Origin of the sequence: Micromonospora sp. NPDC023966 (genome assembly GCF_040639095.1) — a bacterium.
Lineage (GTDB): Bacteria > Actinomycetota > Actinomycetes > Mycobacteriales > Micromonosporaceae > Micromonospora.
In genome coordinates this window covers 302,800-327,590 of record NZ_JBEZZJ010000002.1, presented here as the reverse complement: position 1 = coordinate 327,590, position 24,791 = coordinate 302,800, and the positions used below count along the sequence as shown (strand labels likewise).

General features: G+C 76.9%; 25 protein-coding genes and 1 pseudogene. 9 read left to right on the top strand and 17 right to left on the bottom strand.

Annotated features, from left to right (window positions below; all coding sequences use genetic code 11):
• Positions 1–164: 164 nt before the first annotated feature.
• Together AB0F68_RS05620 and AB0F68_RS05615 are read left to right on the top strand one after the other, a co-directional pair.
• Positions 165–728 (top strand): annotated as a pseudogene (locus tag AB0F68_RS05620) (BTAD domain-containing putative transcriptional regulator); the annotation flags it as partial.
• A 203-nt stretch (positions 729–931) separates the two neighbouring features.
• Positions 932–3,307, top strand: coding sequence for an AAA family ATPase (locus tag AB0F68_RS05615; protein WP_357333170.1), 2,376 nt, complete (start codon positions 932–934; stop codon positions 3,305–3,307).
• A 47-nt stretch (positions 3,308–3,354) separates the two neighbouring features.
• Here AB0F68_RS05615 and AB0F68_RS05610 read toward each other — a convergent pair whose 3' ends face one another.
• The 4 genes from AB0F68_RS05610 to AB0F68_RS05595 form a co-directional block, all read right to left on the bottom strand.
• Complete coding sequence (locus AB0F68_RS05610; protein ID WP_357333169.1) at positions 3,355–4,899, bottom strand: hypothetical protein; 1,545 nt, start codon at positions 4,897–4,899, stop codon at positions 3,355–3,357.
• Between the two features lie 168 nt (positions 4,900–5,067).
• A complete protein-coding gene (locus AB0F68_RS05605) occupies positions 5,068–6,030 on the bottom strand; it encodes a sensor histidine kinase (protein WP_357333168.1) in 963 nt (320 codons plus the stop codon).
• Positions 6,027–6,854 carry an MEDS domain-containing protein gene (locus AB0F68_RS05600; protein ID WP_357333167.1) on the bottom strand — a complete coding sequence of 276 codons (828 nt, stop codon included), beginning with the start codon at positions 6,852–6,854 and terminating at the stop codon, positions 6,027–6,029. The genes AB0F68_RS05605 and AB0F68_RS05600 overlap by 4 nt, the downstream gene beginning before the upstream one ends.
• Positions 6,855–6,936: 82 nt before the next feature.
• Positions 6,937–7,059 carry a hypothetical protein gene (locus AB0F68_RS05595; RefSeq protein WP_357333166.1) on the bottom strand — a complete coding sequence of 41 codons (123 nt, stop codon included), beginning with the start codon at positions 7,057–7,059 and terminating at the stop codon, positions 6,937–6,939.
• A gap of 178 nt (positions 7,060–7,237) precedes the next feature.
• On the opposite strand from AB0F68_RS05595, the gene AB0F68_RS05590 reads away from it, so the two are divergent.
• Entirely contained in the window at positions 7,238–7,696 is a 459-nt protein-coding gene (locus AB0F68_RS05590; RefSeq protein ID WP_357333165.1) for a GNAT family N-acetyltransferase, read from the top strand.
• A gap of 25 nt (positions 7,697–7,721) precedes the next feature.
• Here AB0F68_RS05590 and AB0F68_RS05585 read toward each other — a convergent pair whose 3' ends face one another.
• Positions 7,722–8,237 carry a 2'-5' RNA ligase family protein gene (locus tag AB0F68_RS05585; protein WP_357333164.1) on the bottom strand — a complete coding sequence of 172 codons (516 nt, stop codon included), beginning with the start codon at positions 8,235–8,237 and terminating at the stop codon, positions 7,722–7,724.
• An 83-nt stretch (positions 8,238–8,320) separates the two neighbouring features.
• On the opposite strand from AB0F68_RS05585, the gene AB0F68_RS05580 reads away from it, so the two are divergent.
• Complete coding sequence (locus AB0F68_RS05580; RefSeq protein WP_357333163.1) at positions 8,321–8,830, top strand: DinB family protein; 510 nt, start codon at positions 8,321–8,323, stop codon at positions 8,828–8,830.
• Here the strand turns inward: AB0F68_RS05580 and AB0F68_RS05575 are convergent.
• Complete coding sequence (locus AB0F68_RS05575) at positions 8,814–9,788, bottom strand: glycoside hydrolase family 88 protein (RefSeq protein ID WP_357333162.1); 975 nt, start codon at positions 9,786–9,788, stop codon at positions 8,814–8,816. The genes AB0F68_RS05580 and AB0F68_RS05575 overlap by 17 nt on opposite strands.
• Before the next feature lie 153 nt (positions 9,789–9,941).
• Here AB0F68_RS05575 and AB0F68_RS05570 point away from each other — a divergent pair, with 153 nt between their 5' ends.
• On the top strand, positions 9,942–10,325 hold the full coding sequence (locus AB0F68_RS05570) for an SCP2 sterol-binding domain-containing protein (protein ID WP_357333161.1): 384 nt from the start codon (positions 9,942–9,944) through the stop codon (positions 10,323–10,325).
• Positions 10,322–12,409 (top strand): glycogen debranching N-terminal domain-containing protein, encoded by a 2,088-nt coding sequence (locus tag AB0F68_RS05565; protein WP_357333160.1) that lies wholly within the window; start codon positions 10,322–10,324, stop codon positions 12,407–12,409. Before AB0F68_RS05570 ends, AB0F68_RS05565 begins: the two co-directional genes overlap by 4 nt.
• A gap of 21 nt (positions 12,410–12,430) precedes the next feature.
• Here AB0F68_RS05565 and AB0F68_RS05560 read toward each other — a convergent pair whose 3' ends face one another.
• The 3 genes from AB0F68_RS05560 to shbA are packed head-to-tail and all read right to left on the bottom strand — an operon-like array spanning position 12,431 to position 14,927.
• A complete protein-coding gene (locus AB0F68_RS05560; protein WP_357333159.1) occupies positions 12,431–13,129 on the bottom strand; it encodes a Pr6Pr family membrane protein in 699 nt (232 codons plus the stop codon).
• Positions 13,126–14,358: a hypothetical protein gene (locus AB0F68_RS05555; protein ID WP_357333158.1), complete on the bottom strand. Its 1,233-nt coding sequence runs from the start codon at positions 14,356–14,358 to the stop codon at positions 13,126–13,128. Before AB0F68_RS05555 ends, AB0F68_RS05560 begins: the two co-directional genes overlap by 4 nt.
• Positions 14,355–14,927 (bottom strand): RNA polymerase sigma factor ShbA, encoded by a 573-nt coding sequence (gene shbA / locus AB0F68_RS05550; protein WP_357333157.1) that lies wholly within the window; start codon positions 14,925–14,927, stop codon positions 14,355–14,357. The genes AB0F68_RS05555 and shbA overlap by 4 nt, the downstream gene beginning before the upstream one ends.
• Positions 14,928–15,218: 291 nt before the next feature.
• On the opposite strand from shbA, the gene AB0F68_RS05545 reads away from it, so the two are divergent.
• Positions 15,219–16,436: a S8 family peptidase gene (locus AB0F68_RS05545; protein ID WP_357333156.1), complete on the top strand. Its 1,218-nt coding sequence runs from the start codon at positions 15,219–15,221 to the stop codon at positions 16,434–16,436.
• Positions 16,437–16,516: 80 nt separating this feature from the next.
• Here the strand turns inward: AB0F68_RS05545 and AB0F68_RS05540 are convergent, their stop codons facing one another.
• Positions 16,517–17,290, bottom strand: coding sequence for a hypothetical protein (locus tag AB0F68_RS05540; protein WP_357333155.1), 774 nt, complete (start codon positions 17,288–17,290; stop codon positions 16,517–16,519).
• 94 nt (positions 17,291–17,384) lie between these two features.
• The gene (locus tag AB0F68_RS05535; RefSeq protein WP_357333154.1) at positions 17,385–17,891 is read right to left on the bottom strand and encodes a DinB family protein; all 507 of its coding nucleotides are present in this window, start codon (positions 17,889–17,891) and stop codon (positions 17,385–17,387) included.
• Positions 17,892–18,010: 119 nt separating this feature from the next.
• Between AB0F68_RS05535 and AB0F68_RS05530 the strand changes: the two genes are divergently transcribed.
• Positions 18,011–18,901, top strand: coding sequence for a DUF72 domain-containing protein (locus AB0F68_RS05530; protein ID WP_357333153.1), 891 nt, complete (start codon positions 18,011–18,013; stop codon positions 18,899–18,901).
• Positions 18,902–18,961: 60 nt separating this feature from the next.
• Positions 18,962–19,165 carry a GTPase activator gene (locus AB0F68_RS05525; protein ID WP_357333152.1) on the top strand — a complete coding sequence of 68 codons (204 nt, stop codon included), beginning with the start codon at positions 18,962–18,964 and terminating at the stop codon, positions 19,163–19,165.
• Between the two features lie 82 nt (positions 19,166–19,247).
• Here the strand turns inward: AB0F68_RS05525 and AB0F68_RS05520 are convergent, their stop codons facing one another.
• The 6 genes from AB0F68_RS05520 to AB0F68_RS05495 form a co-directional block, all read right to left on the bottom strand.
• The gene (locus AB0F68_RS05520) at positions 19,248–19,640 is read right to left on the bottom strand and encodes a hypothetical protein (protein WP_357333151.1); all 393 of its coding nucleotides are present in this window, start codon (positions 19,638–19,640) and stop codon (positions 19,248–19,250) included.
• Between the two features lie 126 nt (positions 19,641–19,766).
• Complete coding sequence (locus AB0F68_RS05515; RefSeq protein ID WP_357333150.1) at positions 19,767–20,396, bottom strand: hypothetical protein; 630 nt, start codon at positions 20,394–20,396, stop codon at positions 19,767–19,769.
• Between the two features lie 103 nt (positions 20,397–20,499).
• Positions 20,500–21,357 (bottom strand): alpha/beta fold hydrolase, encoded by an 858-nt coding sequence (locus AB0F68_RS05510; RefSeq protein WP_357333149.1) that lies wholly within the window; start codon positions 21,355–21,357, stop codon positions 20,500–20,502.
• A gap of 22 nt (positions 21,358–21,379) precedes the next feature.
• Positions 21,380–22,381: a glycosyltransferase family 9 protein gene (locus AB0F68_RS05505; protein ID WP_357333148.1), complete on the bottom strand. Its 1,002-nt coding sequence runs from the start codon at positions 22,379–22,381 to the stop codon at positions 21,380–21,382.
• Positions 22,378–23,061, bottom strand: a complete 684-nt coding sequence (locus AB0F68_RS05500; RefSeq protein WP_357333337.1) for an SDR family oxidoreductase — start codon at positions 23,059–23,061, stop codon at positions 22,378–22,380. The genes AB0F68_RS05505 and AB0F68_RS05500 overlap by 4 nt, the downstream gene beginning before the upstream one ends.
• A gap of 8 nt (positions 23,062–23,069) precedes the next feature.
• Positions 23,070–24,482, bottom strand: coding sequence for a PfkB family carbohydrate kinase (locus AB0F68_RS05495; RefSeq protein ID WP_357333147.1), 1,413 nt, complete (start codon positions 24,480–24,482; stop codon positions 23,070–23,072).
• Positions 24,483–24,791 lie beyond the last annotated feature (309 nt).

Here is a 24,791-nt window from a genome sequence, read left to right as displayed (position 1 = left end):
GGGTGCTGCCTAGAGTGGGCGGGGTGACCAGCCCGCCGCGCGTACCCGGAGTGACCTTCGGGGTGCTCGGGCCGCTGGTGGCGGCCGGTGCGCGGGGCCCGGTGGCGCTGAAGGGCGCCCGGCAGCGCGCGGTGCTGGCTCGCCTGCTGGTGGCCCGGGGCCGGATGGTGCCGGTCGACCGGCTCGTCGGCGACCTGTGGCCGGAGCCGCCGGAGGGCGCGGTCGGCGCGGTCCGGACCTTCGTGGCCGACCTGCGCCGGGCCCTGGAGCCCGACCGGCCGCCGCGGCAGCCGGCCCGGCTGCTGGTCACCGCCCCGCCCGGGTACGCGCTGCCAGCCGCCCCCGAGTCGGTCGACGCGGGCCGGTTCGAGGCGGCGGTCGGGGCGGCGGGGGAGTTGCTCGGGGCCGGGCGCGCCGGACCGGCGCTGGCCGCCCTGGACGACGCGCTCGCTCTCTGGCGCGGCCCCGCCTACGCGGAGTTCGCCGCCGAGCCCTGGGCGCGGGCGGAGATCGACCGGCTGGACGAGCTGCGGCTGCTCGCCGTCGAGCGGCGCGCCGAGGCGCTGCTGGCCCTGGGCCGGGCCGCCGAGGCCGCCGGTGACCTGCGCGCTCAGGCCGCCGCCCAGCCGCTGCGCGAGGAGACCTGGCGGCTGCTCGCCGTCGCCCTCTACCGGGCGGGCCGGCAGGGCGACGCGCTCGCCGCGCTGCGGGAGGCCCGCGCGGTGCTGGTCCGGGAGCTGGGGGTGGACCCCGGACCCCGGCTGCGCCGGCTGGAGGCCGACATCCTCGCCCAGGCCCCGCACCTCGACCCGACCCCGGTAGCCGCGCCGCCCGCCCCGGTCGCGCCGCCGGCCGGGGTCGCGGGGAGCAGCGGCGTCCCTTCGTCGGGCGCGAGGCCGAGCTGGCCGGCCTCGCGGGCCTCGCCGAGGAGGTGGCCCGGCGCGGCGTGCCGGCCCTCGCGCTGGTCTCGGGGGACGCCGGCGCGGGCAAGACGGCGTTCGTCGAGGCGCTCGTCGACCGGCTCGCCGCCGCCGGCTGGACCTGCGCCGTCGGGCGGGTTCCCGAGTACGAGGGCGCCCCGGCCGCCTGGCCCTGGACGCAGCTCGCCGCGGACCTGCCCGGCCCGGCGGAACCGGCGGCACCGGCGACCGGCGAATTCGCCGCCGGCGGGTCGGTGGCCGGTGGGCTGTCCGGTGCGCCGGTTCCCGGTGGGGTGTCCGCCGAGCCGGGCGGCGGCGCGGCGGCGGACGCGCCGGGCGGTGACGAGCCGGCCGTGGCCCGGTACCGGCTGCACCGGATCGCGGGCATCCGCCTCGGGGCGGCGGCGCGGCGCGGGCCCGTGCTGGTCGCCCTCGACGACCTGCACCGGGCCGACGAGGACACCCTCGACCTGCTGACCGCGCTGTTCACCGGCCCGGAGCCGGTGACCGGGCCGGTGCTGGCGGTGGGCACCTACCGGGCCACCGGGATCACCCCGGCGTTGACCGGAGCCCTGGCCCGTCTCGCCCGCACCGAGCCGGTCCGGGTCTACCTGGGCGGGCTCGCCGAGGCGGAGACCGCCGAGCTGGTCCGGACCGTGGCCGGGCCGGCGGACCCGGACACGGTCCGGGCGCTGCACCGGCGCAGCGGCGGCAACCCGTTCTTCGTCCGGGAACTGGCCCGGCTGCTCGCCGTCGAGGGGGCCGCCGCGCTGGACACCGTCCCGGCCGGCGTACGGGACGTCATCCGGCACCGCCTGGCGCAGCTGCCCGAGTCGACCCGGACCGTGCTGCGGCGGGCCGCGGTGCTCGGCCGGGACCTCGACGCGGACGTGCTGGCCGCGCTGGTCGGCGAGGAGGCCATGCTGGAGGCCGTGGACCGGGCCGCGCAAGCCGGGTTCCTCACCGCCGACGGCACCCGCTTCGGCCACATCCTGGTCCGCGACACCCTCTACACCGACCTGTCGGCGCCGCGCCGGGCCCGCTGGCACGCGGCCGTCGGGGCGGTGCTCGAACGGCTCCGGCCGGACGACGTGGCCGCCCTCGCCCACCACTTCGGACAGGCCCCCGGTCCGGACGCCGCGACGCGGGCCGCCCGGTACGCCACGGCCGCCGCCGAACGGGCCGAGCTGCGTTGCCACCCGCACGAGGCGGCCCGGCTCTGGCAGCAGGCCGTCGCCGCCCACGACCGGGCCGGCGGGCACGACGTACGCGGGCGGCTGGCCGCGGTCATCGGCTGGGGCCGCGACCTCGCCGTCACCGGCCACCTCGACCGGACCCGCGGGCTGCGCGCCGAGGCGGTCGCCACCGTCGAACGGCTCGCCGACCCCGGGCTCACCGCGGACGTGCTGGCCGCGTTCGACGTGCCGGCCGTCTGGACCAGCAACGACGACGAGGAGCTGTCCCGGCGGATCGTGGCCGCCGCCGAGGCCGCCCTCGCCGTGCTCCCCGCCGATCAGGCGGCCCGGCGCGGGCGGCTGCTCTGCACCCTCGCATTGGAGCTGCGCGGCGACACCGGCGACCGGGGCCGCCGGGCGGCGGCCGAGGCGGAGGAGATCGCCCGCCGCCTCGGTGACCCGGCCCTGCTGGCCTTCGCGCTCAACGCCCGCTTCATGCACGCCTTCGACCGCGCCGGCCTGGCCCCGGAACGGGCCCGCATCGGCGCCGAACTGGTCGACCTGGCCGCCCGGCACGGGCTGGTCACCTTCGAGGTGCTGGGACACCTCATCGCACTCCAGGCGCACTGCGCCCGCGCCGACCTCGCCGCCGCCGACGCCCACGCGGCCGCCGCCGACCGCCTCGCCGCCCGCTACGAACTGCCGCTGGTCGGCGTCTTCACCGCCTGGTACGCCGCCCTCCGGCTCGCCATCGCGGGCCGTCGCACCGAGGCCGAGGCGGCGTACCGGGCGGCGGCGGTCCGGCTGGACGCCGGGCAGATGCCGGGCATGGCGGCCGGGCTGCTGCCGTTCGCCCTGCTCTGCCTGCGGCTGTCCACCGGTGACGACCTCGGTCCGGCGCTGGCCGACGCCACCGCCGCCGGCCCGTACGCGCCGTGGGTCCGGCCGCTGGCCCTGCTCGCCGCGGGACGCCGGGACGAGGCCGCCTCCGCGCTGCGCTCCCTGCCGGAGTCACCGCACGACCTGCTGCGCGAGGCCCGGCTCTGCGTGGCCGCCCGGGCCGCCCTCGCGCTCGACGACCGGGCCACCATGGCCCGGCTGCACGCCGCGCTGCGCCCCGCCGCCGACGAGCTGGCCGGCGCGGGCAGCGGCGTGCTCACCGCGGGTCCGGTGGCCCGCCACCTCGCCGACCTGGCCACGGCGCTCGCCTGACCGCACCACCACACCCACGCACGGCCCGGCGGCGGGGACGGGCGGGGTCAGGCGTTGGCGGGCACGCCGCCTTCCGGACCGGCCGCCAGCTCCCCGGTGGTCTCCGCGTCCGACGCGGGTCGCTGCGCCGGAGTGCGCACCGCGAACGCGTCGAAGCTCGGCCGGCCCAGGGTCGCCCGCTCCAGGAACGGCTCGGCGGTCGGCCGTTCGCCGTCCGCCTGCTCGCCGGCCTCCGGGTCGACCAGCGCGGCCGGGTCCACGAGCACGGCCGGGGCCGGCACCACCACCGGCGCGGGCGCCACCACCGGGGGCGCCGCCGGGGCGGCCTCCGCGGGCGCGGCCACCGGACGCGGCGCCACCTGCGGGTACTCGGCCGTCTCGCCGCCGCCCGCGGCGGCCGCCATCACCGCCGCGGCGGCCAGGTCGGCGACCCGCTTGGCCTCCCGTTGCACCCGCGCCCGGGTCTCCTTGGCGTGCTGCTCGGCCAGGTCCGCCGCGCGGCGCGCCTCGTCCAGGCGCTTGGTCTCGGCGGCCAGGTCCCGGCGTACGCCGAGCAGCTGCTCCTCCAGCGCGGCGCCCTCCTGCTCGACCGTGGTGATCTCCCGGCGGGTGTGCTCCAGCTGCTGGCCGACCGTCTCCAGCTCGGCCTGGAGCTGGGTGAGCGCCTCCTGCCGCTGCTGGATCTCCTGCTGCACCGTGGCGAGCTGCTCCTGGTGCGCCGCCGTCTCCTCGTCGGCCCGCTCGCGGACCTCGGTGGCGTACTGCTGGGCCTCGGCGACCAGGGCGGCGATGTCCCGCTCGGCGGCCGTGGCCCGGTCGGCCAGTTCCTGCTCGGCCGCGGCCCGCCGCTCGTCCAGCTCGCGGGCCATGTTGGCCTGCCACTGGGCCAGCTCCTGCTGGGCCTTGCTCCGGTTGGCCTGCACCTCCTGCTGGATCTGCGTACGCGCCGCCTTCACCAGCGCCTCCGACGCGGAGCGGGCCTGCTCGACCTGCTGGGCGCTCTGCTCGGCGATCCGCTTCGCCTCCTGCTGCGCCCGGTCGTGGGCCGCCTGACCCTCGGTGCGCAGCTTCTCGGTCAGCTCCCGGATCGCGGTCAGCTCCGCCTGCGCGGCGGCACGCCGCTCCTCGTCCGCCTGCTCCTGCTCGGCCCGGCGGGCGGACAGCTCCTCTGCCAGCTCACGCCGCTCCCGGTCCGCGTCGTCCCGCGCGGTGGCCAGCACCCGCTCCGCCTGGGCCTGGAGGTCGGCGGCGCGCTTGGTGGCCGTCTCGGTGATCTGGCCGGCCTGCTTCTCGGCCAGGTCCAGGATCTGGTCGACCATCGGGCCGAGGTCGCGGAAGGACGCCCGGTCCACCTGCGTCGGGCGCTGGCGCAGCTCGGCGGCCTCGGTCTGCGCCCGCTGCGCCTGCGCGGTCAGCTCCCGGACCTGGGCGTACGCCCGGTCCCGGTCGGCCGTCAGGGCGGTCAGTTCGCCGTCCATCTGCTCGACGTACCGGTCCACCTGGCGTTTGTCGTAGCCGCGCAGCGCCGGGTCGAACCTCGGTCGCGCGGACACGTCGTCGTGGGGTGCGAACGGTTCCTCGCCGTTGGACATTGCGCCATCCTCCGTCGGTTCGCCAGCGCCAGGCCGGCGGATGACCGCCCCGCAGGGCATATGAGGCGCAACGGTACCGCCGTCGGCGCGCGGGTTCCGCCCCGCCCCGCCCCCGACGCGGATCCGGGTCCACACCGCCCGGTCCGGACGGCCGCCGGGTGAGCCGGCTCAGATCGGGAAGTCCGGGTTCCCCGCGGTCAGCCGGACGGTGAAGCCGTCGGCGTCGCGGTGCAGCGCCACGTGATTGCAGGACTGGTGGCTGATCCACAGGCCCAGGCCGCCGGCGGCGCCGTTGCCCGCGGGCAGCAGCCCGGCGTACGGGTCGGTGGGGCCGGGACCGCGGTCGTGCACGGTCACCACCATCCGGTCCGGGCCGCTCCACAGCCGCATCCGCACCGGCGGCACACCGTGCCGCAGCGCGTTGCTGGCCACCTCGCTGACCGACACGACCAGGTCGTCGAGGTCATCGGCGGAGAGCTGGCCCCGGTGGGCGGCGCGCACCGCGTCCCGCGCCTCGGCCGGGCTCGGGTCGGTCAGCTCGACCGCCGGCGCCGTCCACTGCAGCGGGTCGGGCAGCATCAGGTGGTGCTCGGCCAGGTAGCTGGTCGGCTCGGTGTAGCCGTCGGTCGCCATGTGGCCGCCGTCCGGCAGCGCCACCCGGGGATGGGTCCGCGCCACGTCCGTCAGCACCCGGGACGGCGTGGTCCGGGTGTCGTACGCGCACATGCTCCAGAGCGGGAAGTCGTCGTAGGCGTGGTTGATGGCCGACTCGTAGCGGGCCCACCAGTCCCAGGTGGCGCCGAGCACGGCCGGCGGCAGCTCGCCGACGATCCGGATCTGCCGGGCGCCGTCGGCCACGTACGAGCCGAGCAGCTTGCGGTAGGCGCGGATCGCGGCGGTGGGGCGGGCGTAGACGTCGCCACCGGGCAGGAAGGTGACCGCGGTGCCGGTGGGCAGGGCCCGGCGGACCAGCTCGGCGTTGCGCTCGCCGAAGCCCACCACGGTCGGCTCGCCGGCCTCGACCCCGCCGAGCAGGAACGGCAGCACCACGGCCAGCAGGTGCTCGTCGGAGTCGTAGAGGATCGCCTCGTGGTAGTAGCCGACGTGACCGGCGGCGGCTCCCGTCCTCACCGGACCACCTCCACCCGCACCTCGTCCAGGTCCAGCAACTCGGCCAGCCGGGCCGCGGCGGAGCGCGAGGTGCGCAGCACGGCGGTGGCGTCGTGCCGCCGGGCGTGGTCGCGCAGGTGCAGCAGGCAGCGGTGGTCGACGAAGCGCAGCCCGGTCGCGTCGAGCACGAGCCGGCCGTCGAGCGGTCGCGGGTCGGCCCGGTTCAGCGCGGCGGCGAAGAGCCGGTTGTTGGACGGGTCCAGCTCGCCGCCGACCTCGACGACCGCCTCGCCGCCCCCGGCGTGCAGCCGGAACAACACGTCGGCGTTGGTCTCGGGGTGCATGCAGGCCAGCTCGGCGATCGCCGCGTCGCTCAGCTCGCGCCGGTCGTAGGCGCAGATCGCCGACATCGGGTGGTGGCGCATCCAGCGGTCGATGAGGTGCTCGTAGCGGGCGAAGGCGTCCCGCTGGGCGGTGGAGCGGACCATCGTGGTCGCCTCGGCCACCACCCGCAGGCCGGTGTAGCCGGCGGCCAGCGCGTCAGCGGTGGCCGCCGCGTACGCCCGGACCTGCTTCTCCGGGTCGACGATCTCGCCGTGGCGGTAGGCCTGCTCGACCGGGACGAGCCGGAGCGCGCGCCGGCGCAGCGCCTCGTCGAGGCCGGGGAGGCGGTCCAGCCGGTGGGCCAGCGAGTCGGGGCCACCGGGAGCGACCAGCCAGACCTGCTCGCCGGCCGCGAGTCCCGCGGCCAGGTGGGCGACCGCCCGGGCCTCCAGCGCCGCCGGGTCGTCGTAGGCGAGGCAGAGGTGACCGTACGTCGTCGACGACACGCTGTCGCTGGTCACTCGGCCCGCCCCACCCGGCCAGTCTAGGGGCCACCCGGCGGGCGGGCCCGGCCGGCGGTTGCCGGGCCCGCCCGCCCTCCGGTCAGCCGAGCTGGAGGTTCCGCCTGGCGGTGGACTCCAGCGGGGGGTCGCCCAGCTCGAACTCGGCCCAGTTGTTCCAGTACGCCACCGCGTCCACGTCGCTCTGCTGGCGCGGCCACGTCACGTGGTCCCGGATGGCCTGCGCCCGGCCCGTGCCGGTGGTGTCGGCCGTGGTCCGGCTCAGCCCGTGCCACGTCGCCCATCGGCTCGTGGTGCCAGGTCAGGTGGATCGGCGGCAGATGGCGAAAACCCGGGCCGGAAACCGCTGGCCTCCGCCCGGTGCGGCCCGCATCCTGGGCCGCGTGCCGATCACCGTACGGGAGTTGACCGAGGCGGACTGGCCGCGGCTGTGGCCGATGCTGCGGGACATGGGCGTCGGCGACGAGCCCGTCGAGGTCCACCGGGAACGTTTCCTGCTCCTGCTCGCCGACCCGCACTGGGCGCTGCTCGGCGCGGTGGACGACGACGGGCTGGCCGGGTACGCCGCCGCACAGGACCACGGGCTGCACCTGCGCTCCGGCGACGCGCACCGCACCGTCCGCCTGCACGACCTGCACGTACGCCCGGACCGGCGCCGGCGTGGCGCGGGCCGCGCGCTGTTCGCGGCGGTGTCGAAGTGGGCGGCCGGGCGGGCCCGGCACCTGGAGTGGCAGGCCCACCGGGAACGGGCGGCGCCCTTCTACGAGCGGCTCGGCCACCGCGGCGACCCCTGCCCGCAACCGGACTACCCGACCTTCCTGGTCGACTTCGGGCCGCGCTGACGGCGCGCGAGCGAAGCGGGCGGAGTCAGCCGAGCGGGTGGGAGATGCCGCGGGCGTGGTCGGTGACGGCCGCGCCGACCACGGTGGCGGTCAGCGGCAGCACCTCCAGGCAGCGGCGCACCGCCGCGGCCATCAGCGCGTTCGGTACCCGCATGGAGAGCGTGCAGTGCGGCACCCAGCGGCCCGGTTGGTAGTGCTCCACCAGGCCGATGCCGGCCCGGGCCAACCGCTCGTGCACCGCGCCGTGGTGGGCCAGCAGTTCCGGCGTGGGGGCCGGACCGAGCCAGAGCACCCGCCCGACGAACTGCCCGGCGTGCTGGAACTCCAGCCGCAGCGGGGCGGCCACCACCATCCCGGCGAGCGCCTCGGCGACGCGGTGCGGATCGAGACGCGGCGCGACCGCCAGCGACACGTGCGGCCGGTGCCGCTGCTCCAGCAGCGACTTCATGCTCTGCACGCCCTCGGCCTCCAACGCGTCCCAGAGCACCCGGATCCGCCGGGTGGCGTCGATGTCGAGATACAGCTCCAGCGCCGCTACCACGCGATCACCCTAAGGGGGTGAGGTTTGCCCCCGGGACTGCGCGGTACAGCTCGGGTGGCACCGACGGCGGAGGAGCGTGGACCGTGGACGTGAACGACCTGCTGACCGAGGCGTACGGCCGGCTGCCCGACCTGGTGGCGGGGGCGCTCGACGGGCTCAGCCCGGAACAGCTGCGGCAGGCCCCGGCCGCCGGGGCGAACCCGGTGGGCTGGCTGGTCTGGCACCTGACCCGGATCCAGGACCACCACGTCGCCGACGTGCAGGGGGAGGAGCAGCTCTGGGTCACCGGCGACTGGGCGGCGCGGTGCGGGCTGACCGCCGACCCGAACGACACCGGCTTCGGGCACGGCCCCGAGCAGATCGCCGCGGTGCGGCCGGAGGACGGCCGGGTGCTGCTCGACTACCACCGGGCGGTGGTCGACCGGACCCGGGCGTACCTGCGCGGGCTGCGCCCGGCCGACCTGGACCGGGTGGTCGACGAGAACTGGGACCCGCCGGTCACCCTCGGGGTGCGGCTGGTGAGCGTGCTGGACGACGACCTCCAGCACGTCGGCCAGGCCGCGTACGTGCGCGGGCTCATCCAGCGGGGCTGACCGCCGCCCGGGCCCGCTCCAGCGCGGCGTGCCCGAGCAGGTGGAACGCCTGCGCCTCCGGCGAGGTGCCCGGCCCGGCGAAGTCCGGCGCCCCGCTCACCCCGGTCACCCGCCCGTGGCGGTCGACCCGCCGGCCCGCGGCCGCCAGCAGTTCCGCGCCGGTGCCCAGCCAGGACGCCGGCAGCCAGCCGTCGGCCACCCCGGTCAGTGCCGCGTACCCGAGCAACTGCGCGGTGTTCGCCTCCCGGAACGAGCCGGGGTCGTCGAGCACGTCGGGGAAGAGCCCGTCGTCGGTCCGGTACGCCAGGCAGGCGTCCAGCACCGTGCGGGCGTGCCCGGCCAGCTCGGCGCGGAGCCCGGCCGGCCAGTCCGGCGCCAGGCGCAGCGCCCGGGCGATCCCGGCGACCACCCAGCCGTTGCCGGTGCCCCAGGGCCCCGGCCGGTCCAGCTCGCCCCGGTCCTCGTCCCAGCGCGCCGCGTAGAGCCCGGTGCGCGGGTCGAACAGCCGGCGGCGGTGCCCGTCGACCTGCGCGGCGGCCAGGTCCGTCCGGCCGGCCAGGGCGAGCAGCGGCACCACCATGTACACGGTGTCCGCCCACACCTGCCGGTTGTCGAGCAGGTGGAACAGGGTGCCGTCGGCGGCCCGGGGCGCCCGGGAGACCAGCCAGTCGAGCTGCGCGTCCAGGGCGGCCGCGAAGCGTGGGTCGCCGTCGGCCGCGGCCGCGTACCGGACCACCTCGCCGCAGGCCGCGCCGTTCACCGCGCCGGCCTCGCCGGAGACGTCGCCGAGCCGCCCGTCCGGGTGCTGCCGGGTCACCGCCGCGTCGGCGACCAGCACGGCCAGCTCACCGAGCCCGAGGTCGAGCAGCGCCTGCCCGGTCACCCCCTGCTCCCAGGACTGGCGCTGCATGGCCAGCAGCGCGGCGAGCACGCGGTCGGTCGTGACGTCCCCGGTCATCCCCATTCCTCCGGACTACCCGACTTCACCCCGGCGCACCAGCCCGGCTCACCCGGACGGGGTGAGTTGGCCTCACCCGACCGGCGGGGACGCTGCGGGAGCGGGCGGACCCGCCCGGCGGGGAGCCGCGACCACGGACACGGGGAGGGACCGATGAGCGCCTCGGCGGCGGAGTACCTGGCCCGGCAGGTCGCCGGCCCGCACCCTGACCTGCCGGAGACCACCGCCGGCACGGTCCGCCTGGACCTGCGTGACGGGGCGCGGACCGACCACTGGTACCTCACCATCGACCATCAGGAGGTCCGGGTGGATCGCCTGGCGGACGAGGCCGAGCTGGTGATCGGCGCCGACCGGGAGGTGTTCGACCGGATCGCCTCGGGCCGGCTGAACCCGGCCGCCGCGCTGCTGCGCAACGACCTGACGGCGCAGGGCAACCTGCGGCTGCTGCTGACCCTGCGCCGGCTCTTCCCGGGCCCGCCCGGCGCCCGGCACCCGCGTGAGGTGGCCGGCGAGCGGATCCGGGTGGGGGCGGCATGAGGCAGGAACTGGTGAACGTCCTCGCCGGCAACGCGTTCGCGCTCAGCGACGCGCAGGGCGACATGGAGGCCGAGCCGTACGCCCCGATCGGCCTGTTCTCATTCGACACCCGCTTCCTGTCCCACTGGGTGCTCACCGTCGACGGCGAACGGCTGAACGCCCTGTCCCGGGACGAGCTGGCCTACTTCGAGACCCGGTTCGTGCTGGTCCCCGGCGCCGCCAGCCACTACGTGGACGCCGACGTCTCGGTGATCCGGCACCGGTCCATCAACGACAGCTTCAACGAGCGGCTCACCGTGCTCAACCACTCGGCCGAGCCCGCCGAGTTCACCGTGCGGATGGAGATGGGCAGCGACTTCGCCGACACCAGCGAGATCCTCCGCCCCGCGCCGCGAGGGCCGGTGGTGGTCGCCGACCCGGTCCAACGGCAGCTGCGGATCTGCCACCAGCGCGGCCGGTTCACCCGGGAGACCGTCGTCACCAGCACGGCCCCGGTGGAGGTCGACCAGCAAGGCATGACCTTCCGGATCCGGGTCGCCCCGGACGGCGAGTGGCACACCGACCTGCACATCGCCATGATCATCCACGGGGCGCAGGGCCGGGATCTGCGGGCCAGCCTGGAGTTCCACCGCCGGCACGTCCGCCAGGACATGCGGGAGGACCTGGCCCGCTGGTTCGACCACGCGCCGCAGCTCATGGCCGAGCGGGAGCCCCTGATGTCGGCGTACCGGCAGGCGCTGACCGACTTGGCCTCACTGCGGTACACGCCGCTGTCCTACATCGAGCGGGTGCCGGTGGCCGGCCTGCCCTGGGCGATGGCGCTGTACGGCCGGGACGCCATCATCACCTGCCTGGAGACGTTGCCGTTCACCCCGGAGCTGACCCCGGCGACGCTGCGCCTGCTCGCCCTGCTCCAAGGCGGCCGGCTCGACGACTACCACGACGAGGAGCCCGGGAAGATCCTCGCCGAGCTGCGCTACGGCGAGTCGGCCGCCTTCGGTGAGCAGCCCACCGCGTTCTACTACGGCGCGGCCGACACCACGCCGCTGTTCGTGGTCCTGCTCGACGAGTACGAGCGCTGGACCGGCGACGTCGACCTGGTCCGGCAGTTGCGCCACCCGGCCCGGATGGCGCTGGACTGGCTCGACGAGTACGGCGACTCCGTCGGCGACGGCTACCTGCGCTACCAGCCACGCAACACGGTCAACGGGGTGGCCAACCAGACCTGGCGGAACTCGCCGGGGGCCATCGTCGACCGGAACGCGGTCGAGCCGCCGTATCCCCGGGCGACCTGCGAGCTGCAGGGGTACGCCTACGACGCGAAGGTGCGGGGCGCCCGGCTGGCCCGGGAGGTCTGGGGCGACCCCGGTTACGCCGACCGGCTGGAGGCCGAGGCCGCGCGGCTGCGCGAGCGGTTCGACCGGGACTTCTGGCTGCCGCACCGGGGCTACTACGCGCTGGCGCTCACCCCGGACGGGCAGCCGGTGGACGCGCTCACCTCACACCTCGGGCACCTGCTGTGGAGCGGCATCGTCGAGCCGAAGCGGGCCGACGCGGTCGCCACGCACCTTGTCGGCCCGGAGCTGTTCTCCGGCTGGGGGGTGCGTACCTACGCCACCGGGCAGCGGCCCTACAACCCAGTCGGCGCGCACCTCGGCGCGGTCTGGCCGTCGGACAACGCGCTCGTCGCGGCGGGCCTGCGCCGCTACGGGTACGACGCCGAGGCGGCCCAGGTCGCGGCCGGCATCTTCGCCGTAGCGGAGACGGTCGGCGGGTCGGTGCCGGAGGTGATCGCCGGCTACCCGCGCGAGATCACCAAGTACCCGGTCCAGCTGCCGGCGGCCGGCCGGCCGCAGTCGTGGGCCTCGGGCGGCCTGCTCATGCTGCTCGCCACCATGCTCGGGCTGCGCCCCTGCGAGGAGAACCTGCTGGCCGACCCGTACATCCCCGACGGGTACGGCCGGATCGAGCTGCTGGACGTGCCGGGGCGCTGGGGGCGGGCCGACGCCTACGGCCGCGACCGCACCACCGGCCGGCGGGTCCGCGTCGGGGGCCTGGCCGGTGAGCGGCGCACCGTCGGGTGACCGTCCGGGCGGGGCCGCCGGTCAGCGGGGCCAGGCCGCGCTCTCCTCGGGCGCGACGACGAGGGCCGGTGCGGGCTCGGCCGGCACGGCACCGGTTCGCCGCGCCAGACCCCGGTCGACGCCGACGAGGAGGAGGCCGAGCAGCCAGAACGCGACGGCGAAGAAGATCGCGCTGAGCCCGACGCCGCCGTAGCCGAGCTGCCCGGCGTCGAGGAACGGGTACGGGTAGCGGTGCACGAGCAGCCCCCGCACCAGGGCGAACCCGAGATACGCCAGCGGGAACGCCAGCCACCAGGCGGCGTACCGCGGGCGCAGCCGGCCCCGCCGGTCGAGCAGCGCCCAGTCGGCGATCGCCAGCAGCGGCACCACGGTGTGCAGGAACTGGTTGCCCCACCACTCGCCCGGCGCCCGGTGCGGCTGGGCCATGGCGAACGGGCTGGCCGGGTTGGCGAGCACCAGGTGGTAGACCGTGCCGGTGATGGCGATGTAGAGGGTGACGGCGCCCTTGAGCGCGCTCGGCGGCTCCGGGCGGCCCTGCCAGGCCCGCCAGGCGGCGTATCCGGCGAAGACACCGACGGCCACGTTGCTCTGGATGGTGAAGTAGGGCAGCAGGCCGGTCACCGTGGCCGGACCCAGCGCGGTGAGCATGATGCCGGCCACCACGCCGAGCACGACGGCGAGGCGGAAGAGGATCGCCAGTCGGCGACGCCGCGGAGTCACCGGGGCAAGCTACCAGCCGGCCGACCCCGGTCACCGGGGTGAGAACCGGTGCCCGGCTGCTCCGGCGCGGCGGGTCGGGCCGCGTGCGGCTCGACCGCCGGGACACTCCCCCTGGCGGCCGGCGGGTCGGCGGAGCGGCCGCGGGACGGCGCCTCGCCGGGGGCGGGCCGCGGCCGGGCCGCGGTGGCCGGCGGCGTGCCCGCCGCGGACCCGCGCCGGCCGGCGCCGGCGCCCGTGGCCGGCCGGTCCGGCGCGGTGTGCCTGCCGGTCCGCGGGGTCGGCCGGTCCGGGGTGGTGTGCCGGTCGCGGCCGGTGCCGGTGAGCGGTGCCGTCGTGGCCGGAGCCGTCGCGGGCGACGTGGTGGCGGGCGGTCGCCCGGGTGTGCGGTCGTGGCCCGGGTCGGGCGCGGGGTCGCCGTCGGCGGGCAGGACCGTGGCCGGGGTGGTGGACACGTCGTCGGTCCGTTCGGGAGCGATCGGCGTGGCACCGGGGGTCGCGGGCGGGGCCGGCGACGGAACCGGGGCCACCCCGGGCGCCGGCAGGCGCTGCCACAGCTTCGCCAGGTCGTCGCGGATCCGGGTGGCGCCCGGGCCGTCGCCCAGGCGGGTCAGGAGCGCGGCGGCCCGTTCGAGGTCGGTGCGGGCCTCGGCGTACCGGCCGGCGCGCAGGTCGCGCCGGGCCTGGTCGAGCATCCGGTCGATCTCCCGCTCGGCGACCAGCGTGTCGGCGCGTTCGGTCCAGACCAGCTGGGTGACCGGCCAGAGCAGTCCCCCTGGCTCGGCCCGGGCCGAGCCGAACCCGAGACCGCCGGCCAGGGTCACCAGGGTGAGCGCCGCCCCGGAGAGGACGCGGACCCGCCGGCGCGGGATCCGGCCGCCGGGCCGTCGCCGTTTCGGAGCGGTCCCGGCCGGCTCGCCGTGCTCCGGCGTACCCGTCGGGTCGACCGGGCGGTCGAGCTTTTCGGCGGGCGGGACGGCCCGGACGGGCACCGGCCCGGCCGGGTCCAGGTCCCGGGCGGCCCCGGGGGCATCCGCCGGCCGGCCGTCGAGGGGTGGCCACGGCCTGGCCTCCAGCTCGACGGCGCGGGCCTCCACCTCGGCCTGCCAGCCGCCGAGCAGGGCGGCCACCGGGTCGTCCGCCGGGGGCGCGCCGCGGCGGAGCGCGTCGAGCAGCTCGTCGTCGCGCCGCACCGGGTCCTCGTGCGGCGGGGTGGGGCCGGTGGCGCTCATCCGATCACCGCCGACAGGGAGTCGCCGGCGAGCGCGCGCAGCCGGGTCAGCGCGCGGTGCTGCGCCAGCCGTACGGCCCCACCGCTCATGCCGAGCACCGTACCGACCTCGTCGGCCGTCATGCCGACCGCCAGGCGGAGCACCAGGATCTCCCGGTGGGTCGCCGGCAACTGGGCGAGCAGCTCGCTGAGCCGGGCGCCCAGGTCGGCGGTGACCGCGCGGGGCTCCGGCCCGGGCGACGGATCGGCGGTGTCGGGCACCTCGGCGACGCTCTCCGACCGGTCGCGGCCCGCGCTCCGGCAGGCGTCGGCGACCTTGCGGGCGGCGATGCGATAGACGAAGGCGAGGAACGGACGGCCCTGGTCGACGAAGCGGGGCAGCGCGCGCAGCACCGCGAGGCAGACCTCCTGGGCGACGTCCTCGGCGGTCGCGCCACCCGCGCCGACGTGGCCCAGCCGGGCCAGGCTGTAGCGCACCACGATCGGCCGGATCTCGGTGAGTATCCGGGTCACGGCCGCCGGATCGCCCGCCGCCGCCCGCCGCACCAGGTCGGGATCCGGTGTGTCCATAGAGGTCAACGAAGCCCTTCCGCTCTGGCTGGATCGACCGTAACGGGCGCCCGCCGTGCCGCCAAGTGGTGGGGTGAAACACCGCGGCGGCCGGTGGCGATAACCGGGCAGGAGGCCGTGCCCCCGCTCGTCGACCTGGTGTTCCCGACATCGGGTCGGTCGTTGTGCGGCTTTTCAACCTAATTTATATATTTCCAATAACGAATGTCGTCACCCTCTGGTCCGGCGGCCCCCCACGGGTCAGCCTCGGCGTGGGCCATCCGCCCTTACCGCACGTGGAGAGGAACCCCCATGCGCAAGACACTGGGCGTCGCGATGCTCACCGGCATCGTCGTCGCCGCCTCGGCGACCGGCGCCACCGCCGCCCCGCGCGCCGAGGTGGAGAGCGGCTACATCGTCGTCCTCCGCGCCGACGCCAACTCGGCGTCGGTCGCCGCCGAGCAGTCCCGGGCGACCGGCGCCACCGTCGGCCACGTCTACGAGCACGCCCTGCACGGCTACTCCGCCCGGATGAGCGCCACCGCCGCGGCGCGCCTCGCCCGCGACTCGCGGGTGCTCCTCGTCCAGCCCGACGGGGTGGTGACGGCCGACGCCCAGACCACGCCGACCGGCATCAACCGGGCCGACGCCGAGCTCAGCCCGACCGCGAAGATCAACGGCGCCGACGAACGGGTGAACGTCGACGTGGCGGTCATCGACACCGGCATCGACCTCACCCACCCGGACCTGAACGTCTACACCGCCGGAGCGAAGAACTGCTCCACCGGAACCAGCGCCGCCGACGGCAACGGCCACGGCTCGCACGTCGCCGGCACCATCGGCGCGCTCGACAACGGCATCGGCGTGGTGGGCATGGCCCCGGGTGCCCGGCTCTGGCCGGTCCGCGTGCTCAACAACGCCGGCAGCGGCTCGTTCTCGAGCATCATCTGCGGCATCGACTACGTGACCGCGCACGCCAGCGAGATCGAGGTCGCCAACATGAGCCTCGGCGGCGCCGGCTCCGACAGCGCCTGCGGCAGCAACACGGACGCGATGCACGAGGCGATCTGCAACTCCGTCGCGGCCGGCGTGACGTACGTCGTGGCCGCCGGCAACGAGACCGACAACGCCGCCAACCACGTTCCGGCCGCGTACGACGAGGTCATCACGGTCTCCGCGCTGGCCGACTTCAACGGTGTGCCCGGCGGCGGCGCCGCGGCCACCTGCCGCAGCGACGTGGACGACACCATCGCCGACTTCTCCAACTACGGCGCCGACGTCGACCTGATGGCCCCGGGCGTGTGCATCTACTCGACCTGGAAGGGCGGCGGCTACAACACCATCTCCGGCACCTCGATGGCGAGCCCGCACGCCGCCGGTGGCGCCGCCCTCTACAAGGCGACCCACCCCACGGCCACCCCGAGCGCGGTCAAGTCGGCCCTCCAGGCGGCCGGTACGACCAACTACAGCTGGCCGGCCGGTGACCCGGACGGCATTCAGGAGAAGCTGCTGAACGTGGCCACCTTCTGACCGTCACGCCACGACCGTGCCGGCCCGACGCGGGCCGGCACGGTTCGTGCGGATCCGGGGGAGCGCCCCGTGCGCGCGGGTCAGCGCGGGGACGCGCCGACCGAGGCGGGCTGCCGCACCGACGGGCCGGCGGGGCGGCTGGTCGGCGCTGTTTCGGCCGACGGCTTGGCCGGCGTCTGCTCCGGCCGACCGGTGACCCGGTCGCTCGGCGCGGAGCTCGGCCGCCGCGTCGGTCCCGCGCCGGGCCCGCTCGGTTTGTCCTTGTCGTCGAGCAGGTCGTCGCAGTAGCCGGCGACCTGCTGCCGCCCGCCGGCGGCGGCGACCAGGTCGGCGTAGCGCGGCGTCTCCAGCACGCGGCGCCGGTCGTCGCCCTCCGCCCGGTACGCGGTGCAGAGCCCGGCCAGCGCGGACGGGCTGGCCGGGTGGTCGCTCGGGCCGACCGCGGGGGTGGTCGGAGCGGTGGCGGGCGTGGGCCGCCCGTCGGGCCGGGTGCTCGGGGTCGCGGAGCTGGCTGCGCCGTCACCGCCCGGCAGCGGACCGGGCAGGTTGCCGGTGACGGCGGCCAGGGCCACCCCACCGGTGGCGGTGGCGAGCAGGCCGGCCAGGGCGAGCTTGGCGCCGAGCAGCCCGGCGCGGAGCCGCCGCTCGGGACGGGAGACCGCCACCGGGCCGCCGGCCCGCGCCAGGCGGAACGCCTGAAGGGCCGCCCCCTCACCGTCGAGTTCGTGCGGGCGGGGTGCGGCGCGGACGGCGGCGAGGAACCGGACGAGCGCCTCCGGACCGTCCTGCGCGTCGGCGACGGGACCGACGAGCAGGCGCTCGGCGGTCTCCTGGTCCATGCGGTGTCCGTTCATCTCGTGTCCCTCAGCGCCGCCCCCGGTCGTGGCGTCACACCGGAACCGCGCCGGCCGCCCGTGCGGGCGGGTGAGATCGATCACCGCACCGCGGTCAACCCATGGTCTTCGCCCCGTCGATCGACTCGCGGATGATGTCGGCGTGCCCGGCGTGCTGCGCGGTCTCGGCGATCAGGTGCAGCAGCACCCGGCGGACCGTCCAGCTCGCGCCCGGCTCGAACCAGGGCGCGCTGGGCAGCGGGTGCGCGGCGTCGAGGTCGAGCGTGGCGACCAGCGCGTCCGTCTCGGCGGCCACCCGGTCGAACTCGGCGAGCAGCCCGGCCAGCGTCTCGCCCTCGGTCATCCGGAACTGGCCGGCCCAGTCGATCGGCTCGCTCTGCATCGCCGCGGCGCCGCCCACCGCGAACCGCATCCACCGGTGCTCGGTGCCGGCCACGTGCTTGATCAGGCCGCCGAGGCAGAGCTCGCTGGCCGTGCTGCGCCGGGCGGCCTGCTCGTCGTCGAGCCCCGCCACGGTCTGCCGGAGGAAGTCGCGGTGCCGCTGGAGGGAGGCGAGCAGATCGGCCCGCTCGCCCGTGAGGACCTGATCGGAGACGCCCATGCCGCCCGCCTTTCGTTGAGGACCGGGGACACCGTACGACCCGTCACCGACAGTTTTCCGGCTCCGCACCGGACCGTCCCGGGTTGCCGTTTCGTCCGGATCGGGGTGCACTGAATTACATGGGTGTCATCAAGGTGGGCACGTCCTCCTGGGCCGACCAGATGCTGGTCCGCTCGGGCTGGTATCCCCGCGCGGTCAACACCCCGGCCGGCCGCCTCGGGTGGTACGCCGAGCGGTTCGGTCTGGTCGAGGTGGACACCTCGTACTACGCCATCCCGGCGCCGGAGACCGCCGAGGGCTGGGCGGCCGCCACCCCGCCCGGCTTCACCTTCGACGTCAAGGCGTTCCGCCTCTTCACCGGCCACCACACCCCGGTCGACGCGCTGCCCAGGGAACTGCGCCCGGCCGGCGGCCCGAGCCGGATCCGCTGGCGCGACCTCTCCGCCGGGGCGTACGACGAACTCTGGGACCGGTTCCACGCGGCGCTGGCGCCGCTCGCGGCGGCCGACCGGCTCGGCGCCGTGCTGCTCCAGTTCCCACCCTGGCTGGCCCGCGGCGACGCGGCGAAGCAGCGGATCCTCGCCGCGGCCCGGCGGTGCCGGCCCTGGCCGGTCAGCGTGGAACTGCGGCACTCCTCGTGGTTCACCGAGGACGCCGTGGTGGACACGGTGACCTTCCTGCGCGAGCACGGGCTCGGTTACGTCTGCGTGGACATGCCCCAGGGGCACGTCTCCTCGGTGCCGCCGATCCTCGTCGCCACCGGCGACCTGGCGGTGGTCCGGTTCCACGGCCACAGCACCGCCTGGGAGAGCGGCGACAAGCAGGACAGGTTCCGCTACGCCTACGGCGAGGAGGAGCTGCGGCGCTGGTCCGTGCTGCTGCGCGAACTGGCCGACCAGTGCGCCGAACTGCACGTGCTGCTGAACAACTGCTGCGGCGACCAGGCCCAGCGGGACGCCGCCCGGCTCGCCGGGCTGCTCGGCGTCGCCCCCGCCGCCGCGCGCGCCTGAGGTTTCCGCCGGTACGCCCCGGGTACCGGCGGTGCCGAGGAACAACAACGAGGGGGACGCGTGGACGAGCGGCGGGACGAGCCCGGCGGCCTGGCCCGGGACGACCGGGATCCCCGGGCGACCCGGGAGGCCGAGGAGGCGCACGGCGGCAGCATGGCCCCGGGCGTGGTGGACGACACCGGGCACCCGGTGGGCGAACCGGACGGGCCGGAGAACGAGCCGTCGGTGCTGGGCCGGCCGGGGGAGGACGGCACCGGTTCCTGACCGGTGGGCGGACGCCCGGGGCGGTGAGGCGCCCCGGGCGTCGTGTCGTCCCCGTCCGCACCCTTCGGGCGGGCGGTGCGGGTCAACCGCGCCGGCTGACCCCTTCCGGACGCATGCCGGTGGCGTCCTCCAGCGGGTTGTCGCCGAGGTCCCCGTCGGCGCGGTCGTCCGGGAAGGTGCGTCGCGACGGCGCGGGGTCCGGCGGCGCGCCGGGTCCCGCCTCGGTGGCCCGGGTGGGCTCGACCGAGCCGAACCCGTGCCGGCCGGCCTTCGGACCGTCCGGTCCGGCGCCCGCCGCCCGGCGTTCGCCCCGCCGGCCCTCGGGCACCGCGTTCTCCTCGCTGCCCTCGTCCATCGGGTCGTCGTCGCCCGCGCCCCACGGCGGGTCGGCGTCGAAGCCGTCGGTGGTGCCCCACGGCGCGGCCGACTCCGGCCCCCGCGCCTCACCCCTGCCCGATCGGTCCTTGCTGCTCATGGCCACCTCACCTGGCTGGATTCCCGTGCCCGCGCTGATTGCCCGCCAGCGGTCCGGTCATGCGCCGGACCCGGGTACGCCGCGGCCGGCGCCCCCCACGAGGTGGGCCGCCGGCCGCGGGACGGGTCACTTGCCGGCCATGGCCATCTGTCGCTTGTTCGCGCCCATCCCGGCCATCCTGCCGATCGCCGCCGGGGCGGTCGCCAGCCCGCCGGCCCGGCCGAGCAGGCCCCGGAACACCTGTCCGGGCTTCTGCTGCTCGCCCATGTACGCCGACACCACCACCAGGGCGCCGGTCAGCGCCGGGACCGCCCACTGCAGCAGCTTCATCTGCCGCTGCGAGGAGGCGACGTGCGCCGGAGTCTGGTAGCTCGGCTCGGTGGTCCCCTCGACGGGCGGCGAGCCCGCCTTCTGCAGCTTCATGCCGAGCAGCCGGCTGTAGCCGGTCACCGCCAGCGCGCCCACCGTCAGGGCGGTCTTCACCGTGCTCATCCTCGCCACGCCGGCCTGGCTGGCCACCCGTGGGCTCTCGGTCACCAGCTCGCCGACCGCGCCGGCCAGGTGCGCGCCGATCGCGGCCGCGTTGACCGGGGTCCAGCGGGCCCAGCCGGCCGAGGCGACCGGCAGCCGCTGGGTCGAGTCGTCGATTTTCGCCGCCGCGCCGTTGACGCCGAGCGCCCCCATCAGTGAGCCGCCGAACCAGGCCGCCAGGCCCAGATCGTGCATCGAGCGCAACGCGGTGTGCCGTTCGGACATCCTGATCCCCCTCCGCCGTGTTCGGGCGGTGCGGCTTACCCACCTTCGGCGCGGCTACGCATCCGATTTCCGGCGGCGGACCCACCGGCCCGGCTGTCCCGGGTCAGCGGGGCGGCAGCGCGGCGGCGAACGCGGCGACCCGGGCGGCCAGCGGGGTGGCGGCGCGTACCCAGGTGAAGTGGTCCAGCGCGGCGCCCGCCTCGGCGACGGTGTAGCGGTGTCGGGTCACCGGCGCGGCGGCGAGCTTGCTGCAGAGGTGGTCCAGCGTCTCGTGCGGCGTGTACTGGTCGTCGTCGACGCTGACCGCGAGCACCGGGGTGCGGACCCGCCGGACGGCCGCCTCGGCGTCGACCCCGTCGAGCACCGGGAAGCGCCCGGTCCGCGCGGTGTACGCCCAGTCGCGGATCACCCCGCGCGCCTGCCGGCCGCCGAACCCCCAGCCCGGCCAGACCCCGAGCAGCCGCGCGATCGCCGCGATGCCCTGGGTGTACGGCAGCACGCCCCAGCCGCGCCGTCCCGGGTACCCCCGCCACCAGGGGATGCCCACCGCCACCAGGGCCAGCCCGTCGACCCGGTCCGGGTCATGCAGCGCCTGGTGCAGCACGGCGACCTGCCCGCCGAGCGAGTGCCCGAGCAGCAACCGGGTCCGGCCGTCCAGCCGGGGCTTGAGCGCGTCGAGTACCGCGCCGACGTCGCCGGCCAGCTCGGCGTAGCCGTACCGGCAGGCGCGGGCGGGGGCCGGGGTGCTCTCGCCGGTGCCCCGCAGGTCGGCCACGACGACGGCCAGCCCGGCGTCGCGCAGCGCGGCGGCGAAGGGCCGGTAGTAGCGGGCGCGGACCCCCATGGCGGGCCAGATCACCACCACCGGCGCGCCGGGCGGCCCGTCCGGCTCCGGGTAGACCTGGACGCCGATGCGCGCGCCGTCGACGTCCACGAACTCCTGCGTGTACTCCCCGCTCACCGGCTCAGCCTACGGCGGGAAGCTACCGGCGGGTAGCAAGGGGTGGCTCGGCCGCCGCCTGCAGCGGCACCAGGCGCGCGGTGACCGCCCGCGTCCGCGACCGGTCGGCCGCCGTCACCCGGTCCACCGCCGCCAGCACCGCCGGCACGTCCAGCTCGGCCAGCGCCGGGTGCACCGCCGGGCCCTCGCCGGCCGGGCGTGGCCCCACCCAGAGCGCCTCGTGCCACGGCCGGTCCGCCGGTGGCCCCCACCACGCGGGGGGCACCGGGCCGAAGAGCAGCACCGACGGGGTGGCGAAGGCGGTGGCCAGGTGACCGATGCCGGTGTCCCCGCAGACCACCAGGCGGGCGTGGGCGACCAGCGCGGCCAGTTCGCCGACGTCGGTCGCGCCGGCCAGCACGGCGTCGGCCGGCAACCCGGCCCGGCGGGCCACCTCGCCGGCGATTCCCCGCTCGCCGGGACTGCCGGTGACCACCACCCGGTGGCCCCGTCCGGCCAGCTCCCGGGCCACCGCCGCGAAGCGCTCCGGCGGCCAGCGGCGCTGCACCGCCTTGGCGCCCGGGTGCACCACCGTCACCCCGGTCGGCAGCCCGCCGGGCCCGGGACGGCGCAGCGCCAGGTCGGTGCGGTCGGCGGCGATGCCGTACCAGCCGAGCAGCCGGCACCACCGGTCCACCTCGTGCTCCTCGGCCCGCCACGGCGGACCGTCGTGCCACCCGGCCTCGGCGTTGGCGAAGGCCAGCAGCCGCCGCGGCCGGACCTCGGCCAGCATCCGGTGCGACTGCGGCCCCCGGCCGTGCAGGTTCACCGCCACCGCGGGCGGCGGGCCGGACCACCCGAGGTGGCCCAGCCCGTCCGCGAACACCTGTCGGTCCACGCCCCCGACCAGCTCGACCAGCGGGGTCAGCCAGCGCGGCGCGACCAGCGCCAGCTCCCGTCCGGGGTACGCGGCACGCAACGCGCGCAGCGCCGGCACCCCGGTGGCGAGGTCGCCGACGCCGAGCGCCCGGAGCACGAGGATCACGGGTACGACGACTCCTGTTCGGCGCAGACCACCAGCTCGCGTACGGCGCAGCCGGGCGGCTGGGAGAGGGCGAACATGATCGCCTCGGCGGTGTCCGCCGGGTCGTTGAGCACGGCGTCCGGGCCGGGCTTGTACCGCTCGTCCCGGTCGTCGAAGAACGCGGTCCGCATGCCGCCGGGGATCAGCAGCGTGACGCCGACCTTCCCGGCCAGCTCGGCGGCGAGCGCCCGGGTGAAGCCGACCACCCCGAACTTCGCCGCGCAGTACGCGGTCGCGTCGCTGACCGCCTTGACGCCCAGCGTGGACGCCACGGTCACCACCGTGCCGTGCGCCCGCTCCAGGTGCGGCACCGCGGCCCGGATCACCGCGGCGGTGCCGAGCAGGTTGATGGTGACGATCCGGTCCCAGGTCGCGCCGTCGACGTCGGCGAGCCTGCCGGGCACGTCCATGCCGGCGGCGGTCACCACGGCGGCCAGCTCGCCGGCCTGCTCGGCGAGCTGCCGGGTGGCCGCCTCGGCGGCCCGGGTGTCGGCCAGGTCGCACTCGACCCAGGGCACCCCGTCCGCCGGCGCCTGCCGGTCCAGCACGTACGGCCGGCCGCCGGCCTTGCCCACGGCGGTCACCACCGCCGCGCCGAGGCCGCTCGACCCGCCGGTGACCAGAATCGCCCGTCCGTTCAAGTCCCTGCTCATACCGCTCCCTTAACGAGGTGGAGGCCGCGCTGGCGCGCGGCGGAGATGGTGCCGGTGGTGGACCGGCCGGCCAGGAAGGGCACGGTGACGACCCGGCCGCCCCAGCGGTGCACCAGCTCCGCCTCGGGCAGCTCGGGCGCGCCGTCGCCGGCGTAGTCCCCGCCCTTGACCCAGACGTCGGGGCGCAGCCGGGCGAGCACCTGGTGCGGGGTGGGCTCGTCGAAGACCACCACCGCGTCGACGCAGTCGAGGGCGGCCAGCAGCCGGGCCCGGTCCTGCTCGGGGTTGAGCGGGCGGTCGGGCCCCTTGAGGCCCCGGACGCTGCGGTCGGAGTTGAGGCAGACCACCAGGCAGTCGCCGAGGCGGCGGGCCGCCTGGAGGGTGGCCAGGTGACCGGCGTGCAGGATGTCGAAGCAGCCGCCGGTGGCGACCACCGTGCCGCCGTCGGCGCGTACGTCGGCCACCAGCTCCTCGGCGGTGCGCGCGACGGCCGGCGCGGCCGGCGGCTCCGTCGCCCGGTGCAGGCCGGCCGCCCCGCCGGCCGCCACGTACGCGGACGCGGCCTCGACCGCCGCCTGCACCGCCTCGGCGACCGACGCGCCGTCGGCCAGCGCCAGCGCGGCGGTGGCGGCGAACCGGTCCCCGGCGCCGCAGGTGTCCTCGACGTGCTCCAGGGTGGACGGCGGCGGCACCACCAGCGGGGTGCTGCCGGAGTGACAGAGCACCGCCCCGTCCGGCCCCATGGTCACCGCGACCGCGCCGACCCGCCACCGGCGGCGCAGCTCCTGCCCGGCCCGGGTGGCGGTGGAGAGCGCCGAGCCGGCCCCCGCGTCGCCGGTGAGCCCGCGCAGTTCGCCGAGGTTGGGCGTGGTCAGCCGGGCGCCGGCCACCGCGGCGGGGCCGCGCGGGTGCGGGTCCCAGACCACCGGGGCGGCCGCCTCGGCCAGCGCCGCGCGCAGCGTGGGCTGCCGGGCCAGGCCGCGACCGTAGTCGCTGACCAGGATGGCGCGGGCCCGGGAGAGCAGGTCCAGCACGGCCTCGGACGGCTCGCCCGGCGGCCGCGGCTCGCCGCCCCGGTCCAGCCGCAGCAGCGTCTGCCCGCCGGCGCGCAGCCGGATCTTCTCGGCCGTCGCGCCGGGCAGGCGCATCGGGTACACGGCCACCCCGGCCCCGGCCAGCAGCTCGGCCAGGCGGGCTCCGCCGGTGTCGTCGGCGAGCGCGGTCACCAGCGCGACCTCGGTGTCCTGTCCGGCGGCGAGCAGCGCGGCCAGTCCGGCCCCGCCGGGCCGGTCGACGGCCGACCGTTCGTCGAGCACCGGCACCGGCGCGTCCGGGGCGACCCGGCCGACCACGCCGGCGACGTCCCGATCCAGCAGCGCGTCGCCGACCACGACCAGCGGGCCGCTCACGGCTGCACCCACCCGGTGCCGGTGGACCCGTGCCCGGCGCGCCCGTTGGCCGGCCGCCCGTTGGACGCGTGCCCGTTCGCCGCGTGCCCGTTGTGCCCGTTACGGCCGTGCCCGTCGACCGGGCGGTGCCCGTTCGGGCGCGCCTCGTCCCGGGCGTGCCCGTCCAGCCCTCGGCCGATGCCCAGGTGCGAGCCGGAGCCGACCCCGGCCAGCAGATGGCCGTCCGCCACGGTCCCGTCGACGCCGTTCCGGTCGTCGCCGGTGGGGACGGGTGGCGGTGCCCAGCGGGCGAAGGTCCCCGCCCGGGGC

Excerpts from the sequence above, each read along its gene's own strand:
- shbA (WP_357333157.1), bottom strand. The coding sequence starts at position 14,927 with ATGGACACACCGGATCCCGACCTGGTGCGGCGGGCGGCGGCGGGCGAT.
- AB0F68_RS05545 (WP_357333156.1), top strand. The coding sequence starts at position 15,219 with ATGCGCAAGACACTGGGCGTCGCGATGCTCACCGGCATCGTCGTCGCC.
- AB0F68_RS05570 (WP_357333161.1), top strand. The coding sequence starts at position 9,942 with ATGAGCGCCTCGGCGGCGGAGTACCTGGCCCGGCAGGTCGCCGGCCCG.
- AB0F68_RS05520 (WP_357333151.1), bottom strand. The coding sequence starts at position 19,640 with ATGAGCAGCAAGGACCGATCGGGCAGGGGTGAGGCGCGGGGGCCGGAG.
- AB0F68_RS05610 (WP_357333169.1), bottom strand. The coding sequence starts at position 4,899 with ATGTCCAACGGCGAGGAACCGTTCGCACCCCACGACGACGTGTCCGCG.
- AB0F68_RS05530 (WP_357333153.1), top strand. The coding sequence starts at position 18,011 with ATGGGTGTCATCAAGGTGGGCACGTCCTCCTGGGCCGACCAGATGCTG.
- AB0F68_RS05565 (WP_357333160.1), top strand. The coding sequence starts at position 10,322 with ATGAGGCAGGAACTGGTGAACGTCCTCGCCGGCAACGCGTTCGCGCTC.
- AB0F68_RS05555 (WP_357333158.1), bottom strand. The coding sequence starts at position 14,358 with ATGAGCGCCACCGGCCCCACCCCGCCGCACGAGGACCCGGTGCGGCGC.
- AB0F68_RS05540 (WP_357333155.1), bottom strand. The coding sequence starts at position 17,290 with ATGAACGGACACCGCATGGACCAGGAGACCGCCGAGCGCCTGCTCGTC.
- AB0F68_RS05535 (WP_357333154.1), bottom strand. The coding sequence starts at position 17,891 with ATGGGCGTCTCCGATCAGGTCCTCACGGGCGAGCGGGCCGATCTGCTC.
- AB0F68_RS05515 (WP_357333150.1), bottom strand. The coding sequence starts at position 20,396 with ATGTCCGAACGGCACACCGCGTTGCGCTCGATGCACGATCTGGGCCTG.
- AB0F68_RS05575 (WP_357333162.1), bottom strand. The coding sequence starts at position 9,788 with ATGACCGGGGACGTCACGACCGACCGCGTGCTCGCCGCGCTGCTGGCC.